Annotated in this window: 25 protein-coding genes; 16 read left to right on the top strand and 9 right to left on the bottom strand. The window is 42.5% G+C overall.

What is annotated here, in order from left to right; all coding sequences use genetic code 11:
• Position 1: 1 nt before the first annotated feature.
• The 8 genes from flaJ to LI82_RS09010 form a co-directional block, all read right to left on the bottom strand.
• Complete coding sequence (flaJ, locus tag LI82_RS09045) at positions 2-1,621, bottom strand: archaellar assembly protein FlaJ (protein ID WP_048195171.1); 1,620 nt, start codon at positions 1,619-1,621, stop codon at positions 2-4.
• Positions 1,622-1,634: 13 nt separating this feature from the next.
• The gene (locus LI82_RS09040; RefSeq protein ID WP_081955802.1) at positions 1,635-3,467 is read right to left on the bottom strand and encodes a type II/IV secretion system ATPase subunit; all 1,833 of its coding nucleotides are present in this window, start codon (positions 3,465-3,467) and stop codon (positions 1,635-1,637) included.
• 33 nt (positions 3,468-3,500) lie between these two features.
• Complete coding sequence (locus LI82_RS09035; RefSeq protein ID WP_048195169.1) at positions 3,501-4,217, bottom strand: ATPase domain-containing protein; 717 nt, start codon at positions 4,215-4,217, stop codon at positions 3,501-3,503.
• Between the two features lies 1 nt (position 4,218).
• A complete protein-coding gene (locus tag LI82_RS09030) occupies positions 4,219-4,692 on the bottom strand; it encodes a flagellar protein FlaF (RefSeq protein WP_048195168.1) in 474 nt (157 codons plus the stop codon).
• Positions 4,693-4,696: 4 nt separating this feature from the next.
• Positions 4,697-5,170 carry a hypothetical protein gene (locus tag LI82_RS09025; RefSeq protein WP_048195167.1) on the bottom strand — a complete coding sequence of 158 codons (474 nt, stop codon included), beginning with the start codon at positions 5,168-5,170 and terminating at the stop codon, positions 4,697-4,699.
• Positions 5,155-5,853, bottom strand: coding sequence for a hypothetical protein (locus LI82_RS09020; protein WP_048195166.1), 699 nt, complete (start codon positions 5,851-5,853; stop codon positions 5,155-5,157). Before LI82_RS09020 ends, LI82_RS09025 begins: the two co-directional genes overlap by 16 nt.
• Before the next feature lie 137 nt (positions 5,854-5,990).
• Positions 5,991-6,551: an archaellin/type IV pilin N-terminal domain-containing protein gene (locus tag LI82_RS09015; RefSeq protein WP_048195165.1), complete on the bottom strand. Its 561-nt coding sequence runs from the start codon at positions 6,549-6,551 to the stop codon at positions 5,991-5,993.
• 14 nt (positions 6,552-6,565) lie between these two features.
• Positions 6,566-7,126: an archaellin/type IV pilin N-terminal domain-containing protein gene (locus LI82_RS09010; RefSeq protein ID WP_048195163.1), complete on the bottom strand. Its 561-nt coding sequence runs from the start codon at positions 7,124-7,126 to the stop codon at positions 6,566-6,568.
• 269 nt (positions 7,127-7,395) lie between these two features.
• Between LI82_RS09010 and ahbA the strand changes: the two genes are divergently transcribed.
• The 9 genes from ahbA to LI82_RS08965 all read left to right on the top strand — a co-directional run bounded on the left by ahbA (position 7,396) and on the right by LI82_RS08965 (position 15,408).
• Entirely contained in the window at positions 7,396-7,851 is a 456-nt protein-coding gene (ahbA, locus tag LI82_RS09005) for a siroheme decarboxylase subunit alpha (protein WP_048195161.1), read from the top strand.
• Entirely contained in the window at positions 7,841-8,320 is a 480-nt protein-coding gene (gene ahbB, locus LI82_RS09000; RefSeq protein WP_236622722.1) for a siroheme decarboxylase subunit beta, read from the top strand. The genes ahbA and ahbB overlap by 11 nt, the downstream gene beginning before the upstream one ends.
• Positions 8,321-9,001 (top strand): precorrin-2 dehydrogenase/sirohydrochlorin ferrochelatase family protein, encoded by a 681-nt coding sequence (locus LI82_RS08995; protein WP_048195159.1) that lies wholly within the window; start codon positions 8,321-8,323, stop codon positions 8,999-9,001.
• 92 nt (positions 9,002-9,093) lie between these two features.
• On the top strand, positions 9,094-10,362 hold the full coding sequence (gene hemA / locus LI82_RS08990) for a glutamyl-tRNA reductase (RefSeq protein ID WP_048195157.1): 1,269 nt from the start codon (positions 9,094-9,096) through the stop codon (positions 10,360-10,362).
• 11 nt (positions 10,363-10,373) lie between these two features.
• Positions 10,374-11,348, top strand: coding sequence for a porphobilinogen synthase (gene hemB, locus LI82_RS08985; protein ID WP_048195155.1), 975 nt, complete (start codon positions 10,374-10,376; stop codon positions 11,346-11,348).
• A gap of 132 nt (positions 11,349-11,480) precedes the next feature.
• The gene (gene hemL, locus LI82_RS08980) at positions 11,481-12,749 is read left to right on the top strand and encodes a glutamate-1-semialdehyde 2,1-aminomutase (protein WP_048195153.1); all 1,269 of its coding nucleotides are present in this window, start codon (positions 11,481-11,483) and stop codon (positions 12,747-12,749) included.
• 25 nt (positions 12,750-12,774) lie between these two features.
• On the top strand, positions 12,775-13,704 hold the full coding sequence (gene hemC, locus LI82_RS08975; RefSeq protein ID WP_048195151.1) for a hydroxymethylbilane synthase: 930 nt from the start codon (positions 12,775-12,777) through the stop codon (positions 13,702-13,704).
• A gap of 22 nt (positions 13,705-13,726) precedes the next feature.
• Entirely contained in the window at positions 13,727-14,629 is a 903-nt protein-coding gene (locus LI82_RS08970) for a dihydroorotate dehydrogenase (protein WP_048195149.1), read from the top strand.
• Entirely contained in the window at positions 14,629-15,408 is a 780-nt protein-coding gene (locus LI82_RS08965; protein WP_048195147.1) for a dihydroorotate dehydrogenase electron transfer subunit, read from the top strand. The genes LI82_RS08970 and LI82_RS08965 overlap by 1 nt, the downstream gene beginning before the upstream one ends.
• Before the next feature lie 36 nt (positions 15,409-15,444).
• On the opposite strand, the gene LI82_RS08960 is transcribed toward LI82_RS08965, so the two are convergent.
• Positions 15,445-15,807 carry a hypothetical protein gene (locus LI82_RS08960; protein ID WP_135607207.1) on the bottom strand — a complete coding sequence of 121 codons (363 nt, stop codon included), beginning with the start codon at positions 15,805-15,807 and terminating at the stop codon, positions 15,445-15,447.
• Between the two features lie 209 nt (positions 15,808-16,016).
• Here LI82_RS08960 and LI82_RS08955 point away from each other — a divergent pair, with 209 nt between their 5' ends.
• The 7 genes from LI82_RS08955 (at position 16,017) to LI82_RS08925 (ending at position 23,163) form a co-directional block, all read left to right on the top strand.
• A complete protein-coding gene (locus tag LI82_RS08955; RefSeq protein ID WP_048195143.1) occupies positions 16,017-16,355 on the top strand; it encodes a hypothetical protein in 339 nt (112 codons plus the stop codon).
• A 74-nt stretch (positions 16,356-16,429) separates the two neighbouring features.
• Positions 16,430-16,900 carry a GyrI-like domain-containing protein gene (locus tag LI82_RS08950; protein WP_048195141.1) on the top strand — a complete coding sequence of 157 codons (471 nt, stop codon included), beginning with the start codon at positions 16,430-16,432 and terminating at the stop codon, positions 16,898-16,900.
• Between the two features lie 172 nt (positions 16,901-17,072).
• Positions 17,073-17,897: an HNH endonuclease gene (locus LI82_RS08945; RefSeq protein WP_048195139.1), complete on the top strand. Its 825-nt coding sequence runs from the start codon at positions 17,073-17,075 to the stop codon at positions 17,895-17,897.
• 289 nt (positions 17,898-18,186) lie between these two features.
• Positions 18,187-19,407, top strand: a complete 1,221-nt coding sequence (locus LI82_RS08940) for a U32 family peptidase (protein ID WP_048195137.1) — start codon at positions 18,187-18,189, stop codon at positions 19,405-19,407.
• Positions 19,408-19,486: 79 nt separating this feature from the next.
• On the top strand, positions 19,487-19,918 hold the full coding sequence (locus LI82_RS08935) for a nucleoside deaminase (protein WP_048195134.1): 432 nt from the start codon (positions 19,487-19,489) through the stop codon (positions 19,916-19,918).
• Positions 19,919-20,171: 253 nt separating this feature from the next.
• Positions 20,172-22,040, top strand: a complete 1,869-nt coding sequence (locus tag LI82_RS08930; protein ID WP_048195132.1) for a DNA topoisomerase VI subunit B — start codon at positions 20,172-20,174, stop codon at positions 22,038-22,040.
• Position 22,041: 1 nt separating this feature from the next.
• A complete protein-coding gene (locus LI82_RS08925; protein WP_048195130.1) occupies positions 22,042-23,163 on the top strand; it encodes a DNA topoisomerase IV subunit A in 1,122 nt (373 codons plus the stop codon).
• The last annotated feature ends 148 nt before the right edge of the window (positions 23,164-23,311 follow it).

Here is a 23,311-nt window from a genome sequence, read left to right as displayed (position 1 = left end):
TTCATATACCTCCTTCAATAAATGAGTCAAACGAAAAGAACATGTCCACTACGGGAGGAACACTGATCATCATGATTCCCGAAAGAATAAAAAATATTGAAGCGTAAAATACTATCAGATATAAAGGGCCTCCTTTCACAACATTTACTACAAGAATATTGGCCAGAGTTAATACTATAATTACCACTACGACGTATTGACCTAAAAGCTCAACCGGAACTCCTCCAAAGATTCCCAAATTCATTCCAACACCACCTGCACCACCTGCGATCGCAGATTCTGATATGTCATATTGTACAAATAGATCTGAAATGATGTTTGTGAATATCGTAAGTATCTGCCCAATGAAAAGAAGAAGTGCCACCATTGCCAAATGAAGGGGTACGACAAGGTATGTGAATGAAGTAGAAATACGATCCCTTTTCATTCTCAAAAGGACAAGTTCAAGGTTTGATGAACTTACTAGCTCTCCAACCTCTTCGGCATCTCCTCCCAAATTAATGGAATCAACAAAAACACTTGTAAATTTGTGAATCAAATAGCTACCTGATTCCTCTACAAATTGATCCCAGCTCAACTTTGAATCCATGCCAATTGTAAGCTTCTTATAGAGTTCAAGAGTCACACCCTTCAATTCACCAAGATTTTTTGGATCTATTTTCATTAGGGCCTTTGGAATTGTCAATCCCGATCCACTAACGATTGACCCAAGACTCCTGATAAATGTCGTATAACTTTCATCTCTTTTGTTAACTTTGACAATATCTCTGTGAGCTGTGATTCCAACCGGGAGCATGATCAATCCTGCTAGAATCATTCCGAGACCTTTGATATCTACATAGAAATCAATGGGATGCAAAAATGAAGGTATCAATGTCAGTGTTATAACTGAGAGGATAGCTAGAATTATTGTAACTGGCATCCATTTGTAAATGAAGGTCTGTTCCTTTGATTTCTTATCCAAACTATGGACCATCGAATCTCTGGGAACTCCTTTGCATAATAATCCTACACCCCCAAAAGCCATACCTGACACGATAAAAGCTGTACCGTAAAGTGTCTTCTCAGGATCTCCTAGATTATACAGAATTACAGAAAGTAATATTATAATGGATACAAGGGAAGTTGAGACAAGCAGCGCAGTGTAAGCGTTTGACCATTCTTTTGTGGTTTCAAGATTTCTCTCGAATTCGTCTTTCCTTATTGTTTTAAACAATGTCCACTCTTTCTTGAGAAAATCAATGTCTGGCTCACCTGATGCAATCGCATTGGAGAACCTATTAAAAAGTTCTTGCAGTCTAATATGCTTTACCTTAGTGGATACAAGCTCACATGCATTAGCGTAATCATAATGCCAGTCTTGGGATAGATCTTTGACCTTTTCAAAATAAATATATGGGCAATATTCTGTTTTCTTCGATATGTTCTCGAATATCTTGTCCCTGCTCACATTTGCAGTAGATATGGATGCCATGTAAGTTAGGGAGAAAAGCATATCGTTGCTAATGTAGAGCTCTTTTTTAAAGCGATCTACCCTGCGGGATATTATTCCTGACAAAGATTTAGATGTATCACCTTCATTTTTGCTCTTAAAAATATTTTTTATATCGGAGATATCCATATCAACGCCTCATTTAGAATTTAATCCTCAGCATCCCATGTTTTGTAATTTTAGAGGTGGTATCAAAGAAATCATAGAAATTAGTGATCCCTTCCTTTTGAAATCTTTCTAATATTTTTGCTCTTTTCTCGATCTCATCATAAACAACATGTTTTCTCTTCGAAGGAATACCTAGTCTTGTTGCAATTTTCTGTTCCAGAAGATAAGAACTACCATGAGCACTGAAAACATAAGAATCAGTAACCGGGTCCCATGAAAAGGCCTCAACGAAAGAAACACCCTTTTGAGGATCATATCCCAGAACTTCGTTCACACTGATTACTCTTCTTACCATTTTTCCATCAGGTCTTCTGACAGCAGACTGGATGATAACAAAATTCAGATTATCAACATATGTTTTAGGTATGTTTATGGGGTCTGCAGTAATCCTCTGTATTAGTTTTTCAACGCTTGCAGCGTGGAAGGTTGACATGACTGGGTGCCCGGTCTGCATAGCCTGGAACGCAACATTTCCCTCTACTCCTCTGATCTCACCCACAAGAATATAATTTGGTCTCTGCCTTAAGCCAGCTTTCAGAAGGTCGAACATTGTAACATCCGAACCACTTCCTTCGCCAACCCCTCCGCCTCTTGTGCTACCTCTGGTCATCTCACGTGTCCAGTTTTTGTGAGGAATCTGCAATTCAGGAGTATCTTCTATAGATACCAGTTTTGCATCAGGGCTAATGAAAGTTGTAAGGGCATTTAATGAAGTCGTTTTACCACTTGCAGTTTCACCACAGATAAAGCCACTCATACCTTCAGAAAGAAGGATCCAAAGATAACCTGCAACTCTGTAGTCCATCGTTCCTTTATCGATTACCTGAAGGATACTAAATGGAATTTCATTAAATTTCCTTATTGTGAAGTTACTTCCATTTTTACTTACATCGGTACCATAAACGATGTTAATCCTCGAACCATCCGGAAGTGAGGCATCCACAATAGGATCTTTAAACGTAATGGGCTTACCTATCCTTTCTGCAAGCTTGATTATAAAGTGGTTGAGAATGTCATGGTCAGTGAACTCCAGGACACTTCTTAGCCCATCAAATACTTTGTGCTCTAAATATATCGACCCTAATCCGTTGCAGGTAATATCTTCTATATTGCTGTCACATATATACGGATCAAGAAAACCCAGACCAATTTTATCTCTGAGAAGAGAATATTTTAAGGCCTTATATTGATCTTCAGATAAATAGATGTGATTGTCTTCCTTTTTCCCTTTATTCGGAAAGAGCTTTGAACCAAGGACCTTTTTCAAATTTGCAAAAGAATCTTGATTTTCTTCCTTTTCTCCAATCACACAAATATCATCCATAGCTTCGATCAATATCTGCGTTTTTTCTTCAATATTTTCCGGATCGAAGTCAAGGCCCGTGAGGTAATCCAGCATCCTATGTTCTAATTCTTTTAGGATGTTGCCAACACCGGTAAGTAGGTTTGGTTCTATCGGAATATAATAATCCCTTACACCGTTCTTGTTTGGATAAATATGTACGTAGCTACTGTCACTTGCTTTGTATATTAAATTGGGATGCTCAAGGTCACCATGTTTTGATTCAAGTTTGGATACATATTTTGGAATTCCCATCGTATCAATCGGCAATATGTGTAAGTATTCCAGAAGATGGTGATTCCTTTCGACTTCTTTTTTCATTCCAGGAGGAAGTATCTTATATATACTCGATTTTGTTACGTCAGAATGATCATGCCCTTCATATTTTTTTGGTTTAAAAGGAAAGCAGGCTTCCAAGCCCTTTTCAAAACCTTCCTTCATAAGTATATCTTCAGATTCAACCATATAAACCTCCAAAAACTAAAAAAATCATCATTTTCATGTTTTGGCATGAGATATAGGAATAATTTTCAGTCCATATCCAGGTTGAACTTCAAAACTCACAATATTACCTGTAGTTTTCTTTGCGCCCCTTAGCTTTGAAACTTCCATAACACTGATATATCGATCTGAAAGCTGCTCTTTCCTGAGAAATAGATGGCAATCACATGCAGATCTGATCCTTACAAGTGTATCTTCCTTGAAAGCATGCTGGTGTAGGGTGATGAAAATAGTAAGGCCTCGATCACAAAAATTTTTAAGGCTTGTAAGGAAACCAAGAATATTATCTTCATCGGAATATGTCGTAAACATTGTGAGGGAATCTACTATTATCACCTTCTCCCTTATGCTCTTGATGTGCTCTGCCATCAGATTAAGAGTGCCTTTCATCTGTTCAGAGGTCCATTCAACGCCAGAAAGGTGAACAGGGAATATTCTTAGATATCCCCAACTGTAAAAATCGGATACATCCAGACTTAGACTTTCCATTTGCATAAGTAGACTTTTGATTGTGTTTTCAGTTGAATAATATGCCATCCTATGCAATTGATTCAATCCGCCAAATACTAGCTGTTGGCACAAAACACTTTTTCCGGTATCGTTTTCACCTTCTATAAGTACAAGGGATCCCAGAGGTATGCCTTCTCCGAGTTTTTTATCAATTTCATTATTACCGCTTGAAACAATGTTTTTATTATTGTCTTCGTCTTCCATTTCAACCACCAATTGTGTGCCCTTTGGAGGAAATAATGCCGTTTGGAGTGACAATTTTTAAAATAATTTCATCTCCTACCCCGTATTCTTCATGTAGCTCAACTTCCATTTCTTCGAGTGGATCCAGAATATTGGGGTTGAGCTGGCCATCATACACATCCATTGTCCATTTATTGTCATCCATATAATCGGCAGTACCGTTTTTAATAACAATAATGTCCCATAGATTAAAATTGTTCAATTTGGTTTCACCGGTATTTTCCACGATGAAATGAAGGTGATTTTCTGTTGAATTGAACCAGATTGTCTGTATCTCAATATCCGTTTGCATTTTATCCATTGTAGTTGTATGTATTGCACTATAGCCATCATAAGCTGAATCTACAAAGTCATTCATCCCGATCATAAAGGTGTTTGCTACAACTATCATGGTTGTGATTACAAAAAATGCAACAATTACTGTATCAAAGCCCATATTATCACTTGGAGAATATATCTGACCCGGAGACTCCATTATAAAGAATGAAATTCAACTTATAGGTATCACTGGGTAGATTATCTAACTCGATAATTGTTTTTATTGTTTCACCTGAGTCCCACGTATTTCCATCACCATTTTCAAGTGTATAATTCCAGGCGGGATTGGATGTGCTTTCAAAATCAGGATGCCAGTAATTAGAAGAGGACGTGATAAATATGTCACTCATTCCAAAATAGGATAAAGGAATCCTGGAGGAACCAACATTTTTGATCCAAACGGAAACGTTGTTTCCCTGAGCGGAAATAAATATTATATCGACATCAGTTCTGACCTCAGTTCCCATTTCATCTGCAACAGAAGTGTAAGAACGTGACAACTCATTCACCGAAGGAACAACAGCACTAACTAAAGCTACAACTGCTACAACACTTGCTATTACAAGTATCGATGTAGTTATCACTTCATTTGACATGGACTCTCCGCATCGTTTTCATTCAGAACTAAATCCAGTACCTTGGAGTCAAGGCTTGGATCTTCCGGATTGAGTATATGGTAAAGCTTGTATAGGTCCATGACCGATTCGTCTAGATTATTATTTTCATAAAGTATATTTGTGATTTTGAGTATAATCTCTTTTATGTTATCAGGGATATAGCCCAGGAGTGAGAATATTTCGACTAGTTCCTGCATAGTTTCAGAATCATATTTTTCCACCATCTCTCGTCCCCATATTATCGTCTTATGGAATGAGAGGGGGTCTACAAGCTTAAAATCAGGAAGATTACTTGCCTGTTGGGCATAATCATTGTTCCCCATGGCATTATTTTCCATATTTTGATCGTGAATATTGGAAATATTCTGGGGAACTGGTTCAACCTCGACAGCATCAGGAATTTCATCTATTGGCGGTGTAGGGGGCACATGGGCCGGATTAGGTGTTTGGGCAGTAAGATTGGATATTGCCTGAATGTTCTGAAAAGGATTCTCAAGAACGCTCATTGTTTCCCTTATATCCAAGAGGAGCTTTTTAACAGAACCTTTTATTTCAGCTACCTCGGCTTCCAAGTCAGCAACTTTGGACTCTACGGTGTCTCCTTCAGCACTCGTCATCAGATCATCAATCATTGACTGGTCGAAACCTTCTGCATCACCCATTTTTTACTCACCTGGACATATAAAAATTTTAATAATAATTATAATAATAATACTAATTAAGGAAGGATAGTTACATCTATTAATTAATATATTTTCTTTTTGTTTCATCTCAAAAATAAAAAAAGATGAGACACTCTTTAATAGAGTGTCATTATTGCATCGATTTGTGGGGGTGCTGTCCTCTGCAGAGTGTAGGAAGCTCCTTCAGGTGGCTTTATCTCAATCTGGAACTCTTCGTTTGGACCCACATCATATCCGCTAATATCAACAAGCACTTCAAACTTCTCGAATTTTTCGAGGAGCTCGTCACCATCTGCACCACCGTGTTTTGCGGTTACATTCATTTCTGAATCACTTAATGTGTAAGATGCGTGGTTGGTACTGTCTGTGTATGTGACTATGGTTTTGTTGATGTCAACTGCTGAACCTCCTGCAGTAAGTTGCAGGAATATGGTCATATTTGCAAGTGTATCGTTGCCAGTGTATCCTGCTGCAATAACGTCTCCACTTATCTCAATACTGCTACTTGCTTGTGCTACACCTGTGTGTACCACTTCCTGGCTCTTCTGGGTTGTATAAAAACCTGCTCCGAGCATGACATAACTGAAAACTGCTGCCACGACCACGAATGCGACCAGGACGATTGCTGCTTCCAAACCAGTAAACGCTTTATCATTATTAAAGAATCTTTTAAACATTTTGAAACACCTCATCAATAGACTGTCTGGTATTCATTAGCACCCAATTCTGGCGGCATTGTTCTCTGTAGTACCAGTACAGCTCCATCTGGTGGTTTAAGTTCAAGTTTTATTTGTTCATTTACTGTAGGAAGGGATACTCCTGATGTAGAACCCAATGTGGCTGTGATTTGATATTTTTCACCTTTCTCAACCAGGTTGTCGTCATCTCCAAGCGTACATTCCGTCTCCCAAGTACAGTTGGCAACAAAATCATTCGAATCCGTGTAAGTCAGCATTGATTTGCTGAGATCTACAGGGGATCCGCCTGCAGTATTTGTTACATAGAATGTAACATTGGTTGCACTTCCGGCTGTTGTATGGCCTCTAATTACAACATCTCCGGCTACTGCTACACTGCTACTTGCTTGCTGTACACCTGTGTGCACTACTTCCTGGCTCTTCTGGGTTGTATAGAAACCCGCTCCCAACATGACATAGCTGAAAACAGCTGCCACGACTACGAAAGCAATCAGGACTATCGCTGCTTCAAGTCCTGTAAATGCTTTATCATCTTTTGAAAAATTTTTCCACATGTTTAGTCACCTCATAGGCGAAATTCAATTGTTTTTTCTAGAATATATATGTTTCTAATAATTAGTATAATTATGATGATATATTTTCATTTGCTTCTCACACATAGAAGGAAACAAATATAAACACATACATCAAGAAGGGGGAAAGGTTACAACGGTCTGAGTTCGTTAGTGTATTTTTCATTCATCTACATTGATGTATATCTTATACCATTCAATATGGAATAAGCTCGCTGCATAACAAAATAAAACATTTGGTGTTCATTTATATGATACAACTTGATGATATTGATAAGAATATCCTTAATCTGATCCAGCTGGATTTTCCACTTGATGTTCATCCATTTGAAAAAATGAGCTTTCAACTGGGCATCTCTGAAGAGGAACTGCTGGAGCGTATGGGCCGTTTAAAGGAAGAAGGTGCAGTGCGTCGAATTGGTCCTGTTATCAACACAAAAAGAGTGGGTGGGACCAGTACTCTTGTTGCATTAAAAGCTCCTGAATCAAAGATAGATGAGATCGCAGAGCTTATCAATCAACATCAGGAAGTTTCCCATAACTATTTGCGCCAGGCAGATTATAATATATGGTTCACAGTGTCTGCTGCTAACAAGGAACGTCTGGAGCAGATCATAAATGACCTTCAGGAAGAGACCGGCTGTCCGTTGATAAATCTGCCTACAAAACGACTTTTTAAGATCGGGGTGAAATTCGATGTCAAATGATAATGTTGTCATGGATGAGGTCGATACTCGTCTTCTCAAGCTAACTCAGGATGGCATACCATTTGTCCATTCGCCATTTGCTATAATCTCAGAAGAACTTGGGATAACTGAGGATGAGGTTGTCCAAAGGATAGAACAACTTCAGAAAAATGGCTTTATTCGCAGATTTGGTGCATCCATCGGTCATCGTGCGATCGGGATCACTGCAAATGCAATGTGTACCTGGAATGTTCCTGATGAGCGTGTTGAAGAAGTGGGTGCTGTTATGGCAGGCTTTACTGAGGTCACTCACTGTTATGAAAGACCACGTTATCCTGATTGGCCTTACAACCTTTTCACCATGGTACATTCCTATACAAAGGAAGATTGTGAATACGTTGCGCAGGAGATATCAAGGGCCACGGGCATCACTGATTATAATCTCTTGTACAGTGTCCGCGAGTTTAAAAAGACCGGTGTGAGGTTGTGAATGGTAGAGCATACCGATAGTCGTACCTATCTGCCACTTTTTATTGATCTGAGTGACAGGAAAGTGATCATCTTTGGTGGAGGTTCTGTGGGTCTTCGAAAAGCATCACTGTTTTCGGAGTATGCACATACTATAGTTGTAAGTGCTGACTTCGTTCCTGAGCTTTGGGACCTTGCATCCTCATCTTCTGTGGAACTGATTTCCATGGACCTTTTATTCGTATCAGACGAAAAGCTTGAAGAGCTTGTCATGGGTGCTTTCCTCGTTATTCCCGCAACTAATATGGTTGATTTGAACGATAGGATAAAGGAATGTGCCCGAAGGTCAGGTGCATTGGTAAATCGTGTTGATATGGCAGATGATGTGGTCATTCCTTCTGTAATTAAGAGAGGCGGTCTGACAATTGGTGTTTCCACACTTGGTTCCAGTCCTGCAGTATCCAAATACACTCGCAGGAAAATAGAAACTTTTATCACTCCTCAGTATGGGGATATGATCAAACTGCAGGATCAGATTCGAACTCTTCTAAAGGGTAAAGTTGCAGAGCAAAAGACAAGAAAGGCTATTCTCTGGGAGATTCTTGAAGATCGGTCAGTATGGGAAGCTCTTGATGTTTCATATGAAAAAGGGTATAATATAGCATATAGTATAGTTCAGGAGCACATAAGCAAGAAAGGTTGATATTATATGGAACATTACATTAAATTTAAGTCCGATGTTCGTGTTCATGAAGGTATGCTACATCTAATGCACGTTCATTGTGGAGGTTCACTGTGACAGAGATATCAAGTATGGTCATTACACATGCCAAGGCTACTGTTGAGGAAATGGAAGATTCCTGGCATGGGGACCTTGATCTCGTTCTGAATCAGCTATACTCAAATGAACTTGTCTATGAGTGTGCGGTTCTTAAGACATGCAATCGTGTGGAAATATATGTTGTTTCCTCAAAGGGTAGCAGTGTTCTGTTCCATTATGCCAAGGAGATGGGCGTGTCAGCAAATATCGTGGAGTTCTATGACCATGATGAATCTTTAAGGCACCTCCTGAGGCTTGCTTCCGGTCTTGAGTCCATGATAATTGGAGAGGCTCAGATACTGGGACAGATGAAAGACCTGTTCCTTGTCGCAAAAAAAGCCGGTACTGTAGGAAAGGTCCTGGATACTGCTTTCAGCAAGGCTATACAGGTTGGCAAGAGGGTACGTACCGAGACCTTCATCAACAGGGGAGCGGTTTCCATTGCTTCTGCAGCTGTTGATCTTGCCGATGATATCCTGGATGGTCTCAATGACAAGAATATCCTTGTAGTTGGTACCGGGGAGATGGGTACTCTGGTTACAAGGGCTCTTGCACACAGGGACATGAATGTGATCTATATTGCAAATCGTACCTACGAGAAAGCAAAGGATCTTGCAGTAGAGCTTGGTGGCGAAGCTGTCATGTTTGACCAGCTTGAGAAATATGTTTCCGCAGCTGATGTGGTGATAAGTGCTACTTCTGCTCCACATTATGTCCTGAAGAAGGACATTGTCGAGAAAATCATGGATGGACGTACGAACGAGCTTCTGCTTATTGATATTGCAAGCCCGAGAGACATTGATCCTTTGGTAGAAGACATCCCTCATGTAATTCTTCGCAATATTGACGGTCTGCGTGTCATAAATGAGAAAAATCTTCAGATGAGGATGGTTGAGGCCAAGAAGGCAGAGGTCATAGTTGAACAGGAACTTGAACTTCTTCGGTCCCAGTATAAGCGTCAGAAAGCAGATGTTATTATTTCGAAGCTTTACAGCAATTCCTATGGTTTGAGAGAAACCGAGATGGAGCACGCCATTAATAAGTTGAGTTCCTATCATACGATAGGTGACTTTGAACGCAAGGTGCTTGTGGACCTTACCCGTGCTATTACAAACAAGATCCTGGCAGAGCCGACCAAAAAATTACGCAATGCCGCTGAATACGATGATGAAGAGTTTTTAGATTCTGTATCCCGTTTATTTGATATCAGTCCGATTAAGAAGAGCAATGATGCTACAAATTAAGAGTTGATACTATGTTCCCACATGTTAGAATGCGAAGGTTAAGAAGTGGTAAGATACGTGATCTGGTTCGGGAGACCGAACTTAGCGCTAACGACTTGATATATCCTATGTTCGTGGATGAAACCATTGATTCTACTGTGGATGTGTCATCTATGCCCGGTGTCCAGCGTTTGCCTCTGGATAAGGTTGTTGATGATGCAAAGGATGCAGCAGATCTTGGAATTCCTGCAGTGGTACTTTTCGGTATCCCGGAGCACAAGGATGAGACTGGCACCTGTTCCTATGGCGATGAGGACATTGTCCAGCAGGCTGTCCGTGCTATCAAGGAAGACCTTGGAAAGGACATGGTGGTCATCACTGATGTCTGCATGTGTGAATACACAAGCCATGGTCATTGTGGTGTTGTGGACTTTGAGACCGAAGAGGTTCTCAATGACCCGACCCTTGACATACTGGGCAGGATCGCTGTAAGTCATGCAAATGCAGGTGCTGACATTGTGGCACCTTCAGGTATGATGGACGGTATGATCGGTGCTATTCGTACGGCTCTGGATGATGGGAATTTCAAGAACACTCCTATAATGTCCTATGCAGCCAAATATTCTTCAGCATTCTATGGTCCTTTCAGGGATGCAGCAGATTCCGGATTCCAGTTCGGGGATCGTTCAGCCTACCAGATGGACCCTGCAAATTCCGACGAGGCTATTCGCGAGGTCGAACTGGATATACTCGAAGGTGCTGACATGGTGATGGTCAAGCCGGCATTGCCTTATCTTGATATTATCTATCGTATCAAGCACGAGTTCAAGATGCCTACAGCTGCATACAATGTCAGTGGTGAGTATTCAATGCTCAAGGCAGCAGCGGAAAAAGGCTGGCTGGACGAGAAGCAAGTTATGCATGAATCATTGCTTTCCATCAAGCGTGCAGGTGCTGACATGATCCTGACATATTTTGCAAAGGACCTTGCAAGGATGTTGAAATAATATATAGAAAAGTTTCAATTAATGGATCGATCGGTCAGGAATTTAATGCTCCTGATCAATCCATCTTAATAATTTAATCTTAACAAATTCATTTTAATATAATCTACAGATCAAATTTCAAATGGTGTTATCATGGTTACTTTAGACAAATCCAAGGATCTATTCGACAAGGCAAAAACGCTTCTTCCAGGTGGTGTGAGCAGTCCGGTACGTGCTATCAAGCCTTACCCGTTCTATACAGAATCAGCTAACGGTTCCCGTATCACTGATGTCGATGGTAATGAGTACATCGATTACTGTCTTGCATACGGACCCAAGATTCTGGGACATGCAAATCCTGTTATCAGGCAGGCGATTATCGACCAGCTTGATAAAGGCTGGCTTTACGGAACTCCAACTCAGCTTGAGGTGACCCTTGCAGAGAAGATCGCATCCCTCTACCCAAGCATCGATATGCTGAGATTCATCTCAACAGGCACTGAAGCTACAATGAGTGCCCTTAGGGCTGCCCGTGGATTTACGAGAAAGAACAAGTTTATCAAGATAGAGGGTGGGTTCCACGGTGCACACGATGCTGTGCTTGTAAAAGCAGGATCCGGAGCTACCACGCATGGTGAGCCGGATTCCCTTGGAATCCCTGCAGATTTTACAAAGAACACTCTTCAGGTAGCTTACAATGATATTGAGGCAATGACCGAGGTCATCGAATCCAACCAGGATGATATGGCTGCTGTAATTATGGAGCCTGTGCTTGGTAATATCGGTCCCATACTTCCGCAGGGCGATTACCTGAAAGAGGTCCGAAAGGTCACAGAAGAGAACGATGTTGTCCTTATCTTTGATGAGGTCATCACAGGTTTCAGGCTTGCAATGGGTGGTGCACAGGAGTACTTTGGTGTCACACCTGACATGACAACCCTTGGAAAGATCGTTGGTGGCGGACTTCCTATCGGTGTTTTCGGTGGTAAGCGCGAAATAATTGATATGATATCCCCCTCAGGTCCGGTTTACCAGGCAGGTACTTTCAGTGGCAGTCCTGCATCAGTTGCAGCTGGTATTGCAGCCCTTGATGTACTGGAAAAGGAAAAGGTCCATGAAAAGCTTGAAGCAACCGGAAATATGATGCGTTCTAACCTTTCAGATATCATTGCTGACAAGGGACTTGATTATAATGTTGGTGGCATTGGTTCAATGTTCAAGGTGTTCTTCGGTAATATGCCTCTGAACTACCAGGATGTTCTCAAATGCGATAAGGAAGGTTACGTGCAGTTCTTCCACGACATGCTTGACAGCGGAGTGTTCCTGCCCCCATCCCAGTTTGAGACGAACTTCCTTTCAATGGCACACACAGAGGAAGATATTGAGAAGACCCTCGATGCATATGCAGCTAACCTGAAATAATTCCAATAATAGAGGAGCAATAATTATGATACTAGGAACCCGTGGAAGTGCTCTTGCCATTGCCCAGGCAGACCTTGTGACCAAAATGCTTGAAGAACGTGGGCATGAACTGGAAAGAGAGATCATTAAGACATCAGGGGATGTTTTCACAGATCGCCCGCTCCATGAGGTTGCTGGTGTGGGTGCTTTTGTCCGTGAACTTGACGACAGGATGATTGAGGGCGAAGTGGACATCGCAGTCCACTCAATGAAAGACCTTCCGACAGTAAGACCTCCTGAGCTTGCTCTTGCGGCAGTTCTGAAGCGCGATTCTCCTCATGATGTACTTCTTACAATAGACGGTTCGACACTGGATGACCTTCCGGATGGTGCAGTGATCGGTACGAGCTCAATGCGCAGGCGTGCACAGCTTCTGCGTTTCCGTCCTGATCTCAATGTACAGGACCTTCGCGGTAACATTAACACACGAATAAAGAAACTTGAAGATGGTTTGTATGACGGAATATTGCTTGCCGAGGCAGGCTTGCAGCGCATGGGCTGGGAAATGGATGTCCATCGCCTTCCTCCTGAGATGTTCTGTCCTTCTGCAAACCAGGGTACTATCGTTGTTGTCACAAGGACCGGTGGAGAAGCTGAAAATGCATGTTCTGTTCTGAATCATGAGATATCAAGGATCGAGACCGAAGTTGAACGTATAGTAATAACTGATGTCGAAGGCGGTTGCGTTGTTCCTATCGGTTCGTTCGCACGTGTGAGCGAAGATGGTGATGAGATCCATGTTCTTGTGGAAGTACTATCACTCGATGGCACAAATGAAGTTCGTATCGATGAGATGATCCCTATGAAGAACTACCGTGAACATGCTGCCAGCATTGGAAGATTGCTGGTGGAAATGGGCGGTAAGGAACTTGTCCGTGATGCTGTGTGTCAGCTGTCCGGCTGTGACGATGAGTGATTCGGATCGGATGTGAAATGTTATGGTAAAGATCACAGGCATTGAATTCAGGAATCCCACAATACTTGCGTCAGGTATCATGGGAACCACAGGAGCTTCCCTTGTACGTATGGCTAATTCCGGTGCAGGTGCGGTCGTGACTAAATCGATCGGACCTGAGCCGAAGATCGGGCACCCGAATCCCAGCATGGTCAAGCTGGACTGTGGCTTTTTGAATGCCATGGGTCTTCCAAATCCTTCCTATGCAGATTTCGATAATGAGATCAAGATCGCAAAAGAAGGTGCTGATGTTCCTGTGATCGCAAGCATCTTCGGTGGTAATGCCGAGGAATTTGTAAGGGTTGCAGAAGGTTTGGCAGATTCAAAACCTGATGCTTTTGAACTTAATGTCAGCTGTCCCCATGCGGAAGGTTACGGTGCTACAATAGGAACCGATTCATGCATGGTGGAAGCGATAACTGCTGCGGTATGTGATGCAGTTGATGCACCGGTTTGGGTAAAGCTGACTCCAAATGTCACTGATATAAAGTCCATAGGCAAAGCTGCCGAGAATGGTGGTGCTGCTGCGGTTGTCGCTATCAATACCCTGCGTGGGATGGCAATTGATATCAATTCCGGTTATCCTATACTCGGCAACAGGTTCGGAGGGCTTTCCGGTACTGCGGTCAAGCCTGTAGCTATTAAATGTGTCTATGACCTTTATGAGGCACTGGACATTCCTGTGATAGGGGTTGGCGGTGTATCCTCATGGGAAGATGCAGTGGAGATGATAATGGCAGGTGCAAGTGCTGTCCAGGTCGGTTCTGCTGTCCATGAAGGTGTAGAGGTCTTTGCAGACATCGCAACTGGCATAGAGCAGTTCCTGCAGGACAACGGTTATCCCGGTGTCGAAGATATTACAGGCCTTGCCCACGAGGTGATCTGATGCGTCCAATTAATTCAAAGATAACAAAGATCGTAGAGGAAACTCCTTCTATCAGGACATTCCGGTTCGACACATCTCTTGATGATGCCCAGCCAGGCCAGTTTGTAATGGTATGGGTACGCGGTGTGGACGAGGTTCCCATGGGATGCTCCTTCAAGAACGGTATCACTGTACAGAAAGTAGGCGATGCCACATCCCGCCTGTTTGAGATGAAAGAAGGCGATTCCGTCGGTCTTCGTGGTCCTTTCGGAAAGGGCTTCACATTGCCCGCAAAGGATGAGAACATACTGATAATTGCTGGCGGAGTTGGCGTTGCTCCACTTGGACCGCTTGCCGATGAAGCTATTTCTCTAGGTGCGAAGATCACAACGATACTCGGTGCAAGGACTGCATCAGAGCTTGTTTTCGAGAAAAGGTTCTCTGAGGCAGGAGAAGTACATCTGACAACAGACGATGGTTCTGCCGGAACGTGCGGCTTTGTCACAACTGTTCTGGCAGATGTGGATGTGTCTGTCTATGATCGCATATGTGTCTGCGGACCTGAGATCATGATGTTCAATGTCCTCAAGATGTTAGAGGAAAAGGGTGCACATGAACGTGCAGAGTTCAGTCTCCACAGGTATTTCAAATGTGCAATCGGGGTATGTGGTGCCTGCTGTATGGACCATGAAGGTCTGAGGGTCTGCAAGGATGGGCCTGTACTGAACGGCTCCCTATTGCTTGATTCAGAGTTTGGAAACTACAAAAGGAGTTCCAGCAGTCAGAGGGTTAAGGTCTGATCTGTATCGTCTGACCACAAAACCCTTTTATCATTTTTAATGCGCTACTATCTTCTCATTAAGATGCTCTTTTGCCTTTGAGAGCACTTCATTAAAAAACACCAGAAGATTTCCTTCAAAGACCATCAGGTCGATGTTGTACTGTTCTCCTCTGGAAGCATAGAGTGTGGTCAGTTCCAGGTCCTTTTCAGCTTCTGACCTAATAGATTCAAAAGGATGGTCCCAGTCTGCGGACTTTTTGTAGGCGATAATATTTTCCAGTGTATTCTCATCGAGATAGGTTTCCACCCACTGGAAAAGTTGTGTTCTGTACTTTTCAGTAATTTCGACATTCTGCAGGTAAATTTCTGCATGGGTCTTTGGACTGTCACTAATTTCGATATCCTCAATATAGGTCATGTTCCCCACCATTCCGAACATATATGGATATACGTATTTTGAAATTTGAAATCCTGATTGGCAGTATTTCAATATTTATATATTACTTTGATCGGAGATAAATCCTTTTCCACATGAAAATATTTCCTTCAGTAATCTAATATGTTTATTTTGTTGTTAGATTGCGTTTTCGCATATTACTTATATAAAGATAGACCTTAGGGCAGAACATGAACAAGTTCGTAAATAAAGATATATTAAGAGAATTAGTGATCTTTGCTATTGCACTATTGCTTGCAGTAATGTTCTGGAAGAATAATATTCTACTGACCTTCCTTATGATCCTTGTTTATGGTGCAAGACAGTACCAGTGGTCTGCAAAAGGTGACAACATCATCTATATCTCAGGTATCATCCTTGGGTGCACCGCCGAGTTCATTGGAACTCATCTTGGTGTCTGGACCTACTCAGCTCCTCTGTTCCTGAACATCCCACTCTGGCTTCCATTTGCCTGGGGTCTGGTATCAGTGATCATCATCAGGGTATCCCTTCCGTTCATTGAATCCTGATCTGATAATGGCTTGAAAAGCCATGTGAGTGACTATAAATAATCTCAACGCAATTCTTTTGTGGGGTTATTAAAATGTCTGATATAGATATCGTTGAAGTAGGGCCACAGCTGGTCGTAGGTATGCGAAAGACCGGAATGTATGAACTGATCGCAGTAATGCTCCCTGAACTTTTCCAGTACACATTTGATAAGGGTATTGAGATCACAGGAGGTCCAACTTTCATCTGTCATGAAGCCGGTGAAGAAGAAGCAATGAAGGCCGAGCGTGAAGGAAATGCTGATGTAGAGGTTGCTATACCGGTAGCAAAAAAGGCTGAAGAAACTGATAATATCAAATTCTATCAACTTCCCGGTGGGAAGATGGCAAAGACCATCCACAAGGGTCCTTATGAAGATAGCACAGATACCTACAGGGAATTCTTCGCATGGATCGAGGAAAAAGGACTGACCATCACAGGACCCACAAGGGAGATCTACCTGAACGATCCTATGGAAGTTCCTCCTGAGGAGATCCTTACCGAGATATACGCACCGGTGGATTGATTCTATCGGACTTTATTTTTTTCTTTAATATTTAATGGAGAAACCAATTTTTGATCCATGAAAATTATCTTGATGGAAAACTTTTTATTTCCAATCACTCTTTATAATTATTACAAAGTGTAATATTTACCAATTAAAATATTTTATGTCAACAAATAGGACGTTAGTGACAATGCGCTGCTTGTTTTGCAAAAAAGAATCTACAACATCTAAGAGCGTTGAACATATCATTCCAGAGTCACTCGGGAATCTGTCGCATATTCTGCCAAAAGGCGTAGTTTGTGACAATTGCAATAATTATTTTGCTAGAAAAGTCGAAAAGCCATTTCTTGAACTGCCAGCTATGACTATTCTACGATTTAATCAAATGGTACCAAATAAACGTGGTAGTACTCCTCCAGTTTCAGGCTTTCTTATGCCTTCTAAGTGTCCGGTTGTACTCCAAAACCATTTAAAAGCCTCTACTATTTCAGTAGAGGTGCCCGATGAAGTATTTGAAAGTTTGCGTAACTCAAATAAAATGAGTGTAATTCTTCCAACTGAAGCTCCTCTACCAGAAAGTCCAATAGTTTCAAGATTTTTGTCAAAGGTTGCTATTGAAGCTATGGCATTGAAATTGGTTGACCATCCTAAAGGATTAGAATATATAGTTGATGAAAAGCAACTTGATCCTATCCGCAACCATGCACGCTATGGGCAAAATATTGAATGGCCATACCATTCTCGGAGAATTTATGATGCAAACAAGGGGTGGAGAAACAAAACAGGTAAAAACATACAAGTAGTTCATGAATTTGATATATTCAAAACTGAGGATGGAGAATATTATTTTGTTATTTGCATATTTGGGTTGGAATTTTCGATCAATTACTCCGGTCCAGAAATAGAAGGCTACATTAAATGGTTGAAAAATCATAATGATACAAGCCCCTTATACTCGAGAAAAAACCCTAAAGGCAACTATCATTCTGAGATCACTAGTCATGAGTATCTATAATAAAAACGAAAATCGATTATTACTACTTTTTTAACAGTTTGTAAGTCCGAGGGAATTTTAAAAAACTGAAAAAGTGTGTTCTTAATCATAAGACTAAAGTAGGGATTAGAAGGGAATGTATTTTTGTTACTGCATCCCTATTTTTCAGTGTTCTTGAAATCATCATGCTTTTATTATGAAGAAGTATTTTGATCTGAATCACTCTCCTTTTTTTGTATTTTGTCAGCGTCTGCACGAATGCAGAACTCTAACGATAACTAATTTAAACCATCACTTACGATGCTAAGCCATGAACCAGCCTGCAAAATCCGGCAAGATCCCGGAACTTATGATGGGTGTAAAGAACCGTGCATCCCTTTCTGCATGTAAGGATTATGCCGATGGCGTTTATTTTTCCGTTGACAGGTTCAGTCTCAGGGCAAGGGCCTGTGATATTACTCTTGATGACCTGAACTCATTTGTTACCGATGTTAAAGAGCAGGACATGAATGCTTATCTTACATTGAACACTGTGATTTATCCCGATGACCTTCCCGAGCTTGATGAAGTGATCGATGCAGTGGCATCATCTGATGTTGATGCTGTTATTGCCTGGGACCCTGCTGTGATAACAAAAGCGGTGGATGCGGGTCTGAGGGTTCATATTTCCACACAGGCAAACGTGTCCAACTGGCAGACTGTCAATTTCTATGCATCCCTTGGGGCTTCCCGTGTGGTGCTTGCAAGGGAGCTCAGTCTTGAGCAGATAAAGGATATCCGGCAGAACACCGATACTGAACTGGAGGTTTTCATACATGGCGCCATGTGTCAGGCAATATCGGGCAGGTGCTATCTTTCAGCCTATATTCTTGGCAAGTCCGGCAATTGCGGAGAATGTTCTCAGCCGTGTCGCTGGGGCTGGAAGCTGGTCGGTGAGGATGGAAGTGAAGTTGATATTGAAGGTAAGTACCTGCTGAGTGCAAGGGATCTTTGCATGATAGAACATATTCCTGAACTCATCGATGCAGGTGTTGATGCTTTCAAGGTTGAAGGCCGGTTGAGGGATACAAGATATACTTCAACGGTTTCCCGGTGTTACCGTGAAGCACTTGATGCGTACAGGGAAGGTACTTACACTCAGGAAAAAGCCGCTAGCTGGAAAGAAGAGATGGCATCGGTGTTTAACCGGGGCTTTTCCACAGGCTTCTATTTCGGTGTTCCCGGTCCAGATGGTATGGCTATCGAGCGGGATATGAACATCTCTGTTATTAAAAGACAGGCTGTAGGAGTTGTAACCAACTACTACCGGAAACAGGGTGCTGCAGAAGTGAAGCTTTTGGAGACCAGTCTTGAAGTAGGTGATGATATCCTCATTGAAGGTAAGAATACCTATCTTGAGCAGAAGGTCAAAGAGATAAGGAATGACGATGGTCCTGTCCAGAATGCGAAACCAGGGGATGTGGTAGGTCTCGCTATTGAGGGCAAGGTACGTGAGAATGACCGGGTTTATAAGCTGGAAGTGCCGGCTTAATTTTAAGCAGTAATTTATTTCTAGTATTATTTATTTTAAGTGTTAATATGTTTTAATTTGATTGCCAGGGTGTGATGTTATGGATAAATTTATGCAAGTAGCAATAGATGAAGCAAGATCGGGACTTAATGATGGCGGAATTCCTATTGGTTCAGTTCTTGTCAGGAATGGTAGTATTATTGGTCAAGGTCACAATTTACGTGTTCAGCAGGGGGATCCGATGGCACATGCTGAAATTTCATGCCTGAGGAATGCAGGCAGGATCGGGCATTATAGGGGTTCAATTCTGTATTCAACTTTGATGCCTTGCTATCTTTGTGCCGGTGCTGTTGTACAATTTGGGATAAAAAAGGTCATCGTTGGTGAATCTAGGACCTTCCCGGGTGCAAAGGAATTTATGGAATCTCATGGAGTTGAAGTGGTCGACCTTGATCTCGATGAATGTGTTGCCATGATGGACGATTTCATTAATAAGAATCCGGAACTCTGGAACGAAGATATTGGTGAATGATCCTGATATGGCATGATCTGATCTATTCTGCTTAATGTGGTGATCGATGCAGTCTTCATCGATCTAATCTTTTCGTGGAAATATTTTGACTAAATCGGTTTGTAGTACTAATACCAAAATTCGTGATGGCTGCAAACTAATAAATATCTTGTATTCCTTTTTTTACTGATCACAGTCAATAGGTCCTGAATTTTCTCAGGATATGTACCGTTGTTATTCCTATCAGTTTTTACCAGAGCAGGATGAATATTTTATGGCAGCCCCAATTGCAGAAGAACTTGCAAAGAAGCAACAAGCGATAAGTGTTGCGGAATTTTTTGAGAAGAACAGGCAGATCCTTGGTTTTGATTCAGCTCCCCGCAGTCTGATCACAACCGTAAAAGAAGCAGTAGATAACTCCCTTGATGCATGTGAGGAAGCGGAGATCCTCCCGGATATCCTGCTTCATATCGAACGGGTGGGAAAGGATAACGTTTCCATTATAATAGAGGACAATGGTCCGGGTATCGTTAAAGAGCAGATCCCAAAGGTATTTGCAAAACTGCTGTATGGATCACGTTTCCATGCATTGAAGCAGAGCCGTGGACAGCAGGGTATCGGAATATCCGCTTCTGTCCTTTATGCCCAGCTGACAGCAGGCCATCCTACCAAGATCATCTCCAAGATCGGCAGTGGTTCCCCTGCTCACTACTATGAACTTATGATCAATACCAGTACCAATGATCCGGAGATCCTTCGTGATGAGGTCATTGACTGGGACCGTCCTCATGGTACTCGTGTGGAACTGGAAATGGAAGCATCCTATGTCAAAGGGCGCAGGCAGTCTATCTATGAATACCTGAAGGCTACTGCCATTGTAAATCCTCATGCCCGGCTCACATTGATAGAACCTGACGGCAATGAGGTCATGTTCGAAAGGGCTACAGACAAGCTTCCTGTACCTGCAAAGGAGATCCTGCCACATCCTCATGGTATCGAACTTGGTACGCTTATGAAGATGCTTCGCTATACCGAGCGCCAGAAGCTTGCGCCATTTTTGCGATATTCTTTTTCCAAGATCGGTTTGCTCACTGCTGAAGAGATCTGCAAAGCAGCCGGACTTGATCCCGAGCTTCCTCCTTCGGAAATATCAAGGGATATGTCTAAGAAACTGCTGGATGCATTCAAGAAAGTCAAGATCATGTCACCACCGACCGATTGCCTGTCCCCGATAGGTGAGGATCTGATCTACAAAGGTCTTGAGAAGGAGTTCAATGTCGACTTTATCGCAACAACCACACGATCAGCTTCAGTTTTCTCAGGAAACCCGTTCGTTGTGGAAGTGGGTATTGCATATGGCGGGGATCTTCAGAAGGATGACCGTATCGATATAATGAGGTTTGCTAACCGTGTTCCCCTTCTCTACCAGCAGGGTGGTTGCGTAACAACTCATGCAGTAGAAGGCATCAAGTGGAAACAGTATGGACTTAACCAGCCAGGTGGCGGTATGCCAACCGGACCTGTGGTGCTTCTTGTTCACGTTGCATCTACCAATGTTCCTTTCACTTCCGAGTCCAAGGATGCCATTGCGGAGATCCCTGAGATAAGGGATGAGGTGGAGCTTGCTATCAAAGAAGTGTCAAGGAAGCTGAACCGCTACCTGAACCGCCAGGGTGCCTTGAAGAAGAGGCGGGAAAAAGAGGTCATTATCACCAAAGTGCTTCCAAAGATGGCACAGAAACTTGCCGAGACCCTTGATCGGGAAATTCCTGACATTAATCCTGTGGTCGCAAAGGTAATGGGTAATCTCCTTGTGATGCGGAAGGTTAACCTGAATGGTGATGGCAGTGCGAATGTGTCCGTAACAGTGAAGAACTATGGTAGTAAGCTTGCTGAGTTCAAGCTTCATGACATGCTCCCGTACGAGATCAAGGGTGTTGTGCCCGAACCAAAGATCATCTCAATGGGTAGTGATTTTGATTATGTGTGGACCCTGAAGCTTTCTCCTGAAGCTTCCAAGGCAGTGACCTACGATCTGGAAACCATTACCGAAGCTGAAGTTTCAAGGCTTCCGCAATTGATCGTGGAGGGTCTCGAGGAAGAACTTGTCACCGGTGCAAAGGCTATCAAAGGGGTGATCTGATATGGCAGATGATGTAGAATCAAAATATTCACAACAGAAAAAACAGCATGATCTTCTGGCAAAGAACCGCCTTCTCGGGTTGACTGAGAATCTGTACGACCAGTTCGTGGACGAGGTCGTCCCGAACGTCAGTATTTCAAGTCGTACCAAGAACAACATCGAGTATAGTGAGGAAAGCGATGTCTGGGTCTATGGTAATCGTGAGACACAGAGGACCGCTAAGACCGTCAAAGGTGCTTTCCAGCTTCTCAAGACTGTGCATTCGATAGATTTCCTTGTAAAGAACCACCTGGCACAGGACCGTGGTTCGACCTTAAGGGAGTTGTATTACATCTCAGAGAACTGGGATATTGCCAAGTTCCGCGAGCAGGCTGAGAGTAACAGGCTGATCGAGGACCTTGAGATTATCACAGCTCTCCAGAGGGAATATTTCCACATGCGTCCTGAGGAGGATGGTGCTACCATGTTCGGTCCTATCAGGATAAGGGAAGAAACAAAGCGTGGTGCACGTGTCATACACTGCCAGGAAGATATCGGTGAGAGCGGCTATCAGATCCCGTTCAACGTTGAGAACATCGAGTTCCTTGACCACGATGCCAAGTTCATCATTGCCATCGAGACTGGTGGTATGTATGCCAGGCTTATTGAGAACGGCTTTGATGAGAAGTACAATGCTATCCTTGTGCACCTTAAGGGACAGCCTGCAAGGTCAACGCGTCGCCTTATTAAGAGGATGAACGAAGAGTTGGGTATCCCTGTTGTGGTCTTTACTGATGGTGACCCCTGGTCCTACAGGATCTTCGCATCGGTTGCATACGGCGCTATCAAAAGTGCTCACCTTTCGGAGTTCATGGCAACACCTGCAGCCAAGTTCATAGGTGTACAGCCATCCGATATCGTGGAATACGAACTTTCCACTGACAAGCTGACCGACAAGGATATCGATGCATTGAGAAGTGAGCTGACCGATCCGAGGTTTGCAAACGACTACTGGAAAGAACAGATAAGCCTGCAACTTAGCATTAAGAAAAAGGCCGAACAACAAGCTTTTGCAGGAAAAGGTCTTGATTTCGTGACGGATACTTATCTTCCAAACAGGCTGAGTGAGATGGATATTATCTGATCCGTCCTCTTCCTTTTGTCATTTCGTTTAAAAAAATCTTGTCCTTAGTTGTTTTTGAATTTTGGCAGATTCAAGCACAACTAAGAACTTTCCTGTTTTCTTTAATTTACAGTAGTTGCTTACGGAACACTTCCTATATTCGCAATGG

Source organism: Methanococcoides methylutens (assembly GCF_000765475.1).
GTDB lineage: Archaea > Halobacteriota > Methanosarcinia > Methanosarcinales > Methanosarcinaceae > Methanococcoides > Methanococcoides methylutens.
The sequence above is the reverse complement of the archived record's forward strand: the minus strand, read 5'-3'. Positions and strand labels throughout refer to the sequence as shown.

Bases quoted from the DNA above. Each gene is read 5' to 3' on its own strand.
- flaJ (WP_048195171.1), bottom strand. From the start codon at position 1,621: ATGGATATCTCCGATATAAAAAATATTTTTAAGAGCAAAAATGAAGGT.
- LI82_RS09040 (WP_081955802.1), bottom strand. From the start codon at position 3,467: ATGGTTGAATCTGAAGATATACTTATGAAGGAAGGTTTTGAAAAGGGC.
- LI82_RS09035 (WP_048195169.1), bottom strand. From the start codon at position 4,217: ATGGAAGACGAAGACAATAATAAAAACATTGTTTCAAGCGGTAATAAT.
- LI82_RS09030 (WP_048195168.1), bottom strand. From the start codon at position 4,692: ATGGGCTTTGATACAGTAATTGTTGCATTTTTTGTAATCACAACCATG.
- LI82_RS09025 (WP_048195167.1), bottom strand. From the start codon at position 5,170: ATGTCAAATGAAGTGATAACTACATCGATACTTGTAATAGCAAGTGTT.
- LI82_RS09020 (WP_048195166.1), bottom strand. From the start codon at position 5,853: ATGGGTGATGCAGAAGGTTTCGACCAGTCAATGATTGATGATCTGATG.
- LI82_RS09015 (WP_048195165.1), bottom strand. From the start codon at position 6,551: ATGTTTAAAAGATTCTTTAATAATGATAAAGCGTTTACTGGTTTGGAA.
- LI82_RS09010 (WP_048195163.1), bottom strand. From the start codon at position 7,126: ATGTGGAAAAATTTTTCAAAAGATGATAAAGCATTTACAGGACTTGAA.
- ahbA (WP_048195161.1), top strand. From the start codon at position 7,396: ATGATACAACTTGATGATATTGATAAGAATATCCTTAATCTGATCCAG.
- ahbB (WP_236622722.1), top strand. From the start codon at position 7,841: ATGTCAAATGATAATGTTGTCATGGATGAGGTCGATACTCGTCTTCTC.
- LI82_RS08995 (WP_048195159.1), top strand. From the start codon at position 8,321: ATGGTAGAGCATACCGATAGTCGTACCTATCTGCCACTTTTTATTGAT.
- hemB (WP_048195155.1), top strand. From the start codon at position 10,374: ATGTTCCCACATGTTAGAATGCGAAGGTTAAGAAGTGGTAAGATACGT.
- hemL (WP_048195153.1), top strand. From the start codon at position 11,481: ATGGTTACTTTAGACAAATCCAAGGATCTATTCGACAAGGCAAAAACG.
- hemC (WP_048195151.1), top strand. From the start codon at position 12,775: ATGATACTAGGAACCCGTGGAAGTGCTCTTGCCATTGCCCAGGCAGAC.
- LI82_RS08970 (WP_048195149.1), top strand. From the start codon at position 13,727: ATGGTAAAGATCACAGGCATTGAATTCAGGAATCCCACAATACTTGCG.
- LI82_RS08965 (WP_048195147.1), top strand. From the start codon at position 14,629: ATGCGTCCAATTAATTCAAAGATAACAAAGATCGTAGAGGAAACTCCT.
- LI82_RS08960 (WP_135607207.1), bottom strand. From the start codon at position 15,807: ATGACCTATATTGAGGATATCGAAATTAGTGACAGTCCAAAGACCCAT.
- LI82_RS08955 (WP_048195143.1), top strand. From the start codon at position 16,017: ATGAACAAGTTCGTAAATAAAGATATATTAAGAGAATTAGTGATCTTT.
- LI82_RS08950 (WP_048195141.1), top strand. From the start codon at position 16,430: ATGTCTGATATAGATATCGTTGAAGTAGGGCCACAGCTGGTCGTAGGT.
- LI82_RS08945 (WP_048195139.1), top strand. From the start codon at position 17,073: ATGCGCTGCTTGTTTTGCAAAAAAGAATCTACAACATCTAAGAGCGTT.
- LI82_RS08940 (WP_048195137.1), top strand. From the start codon at position 18,187: ATGAACCAGCCTGCAAAATCCGGCAAGATCCCGGAACTTATGATGGGT.
- LI82_RS08935 (WP_048195134.1), top strand. From the start codon at position 19,487: ATGGATAAATTTATGCAAGTAGCAATAGATGAAGCAAGATCGGGACTT.
- LI82_RS08930 (WP_048195132.1), top strand. From the start codon at position 20,172: ATGGCAGCCCCAATTGCAGAAGAACTTGCAAAGAAGCAACAAGCGATA.
- LI82_RS08925 (WP_048195130.1), top strand. From the start codon at position 22,042: ATGGCAGATGATGTAGAATCAAAATATTCACAACAGAAAAAACAGCAT.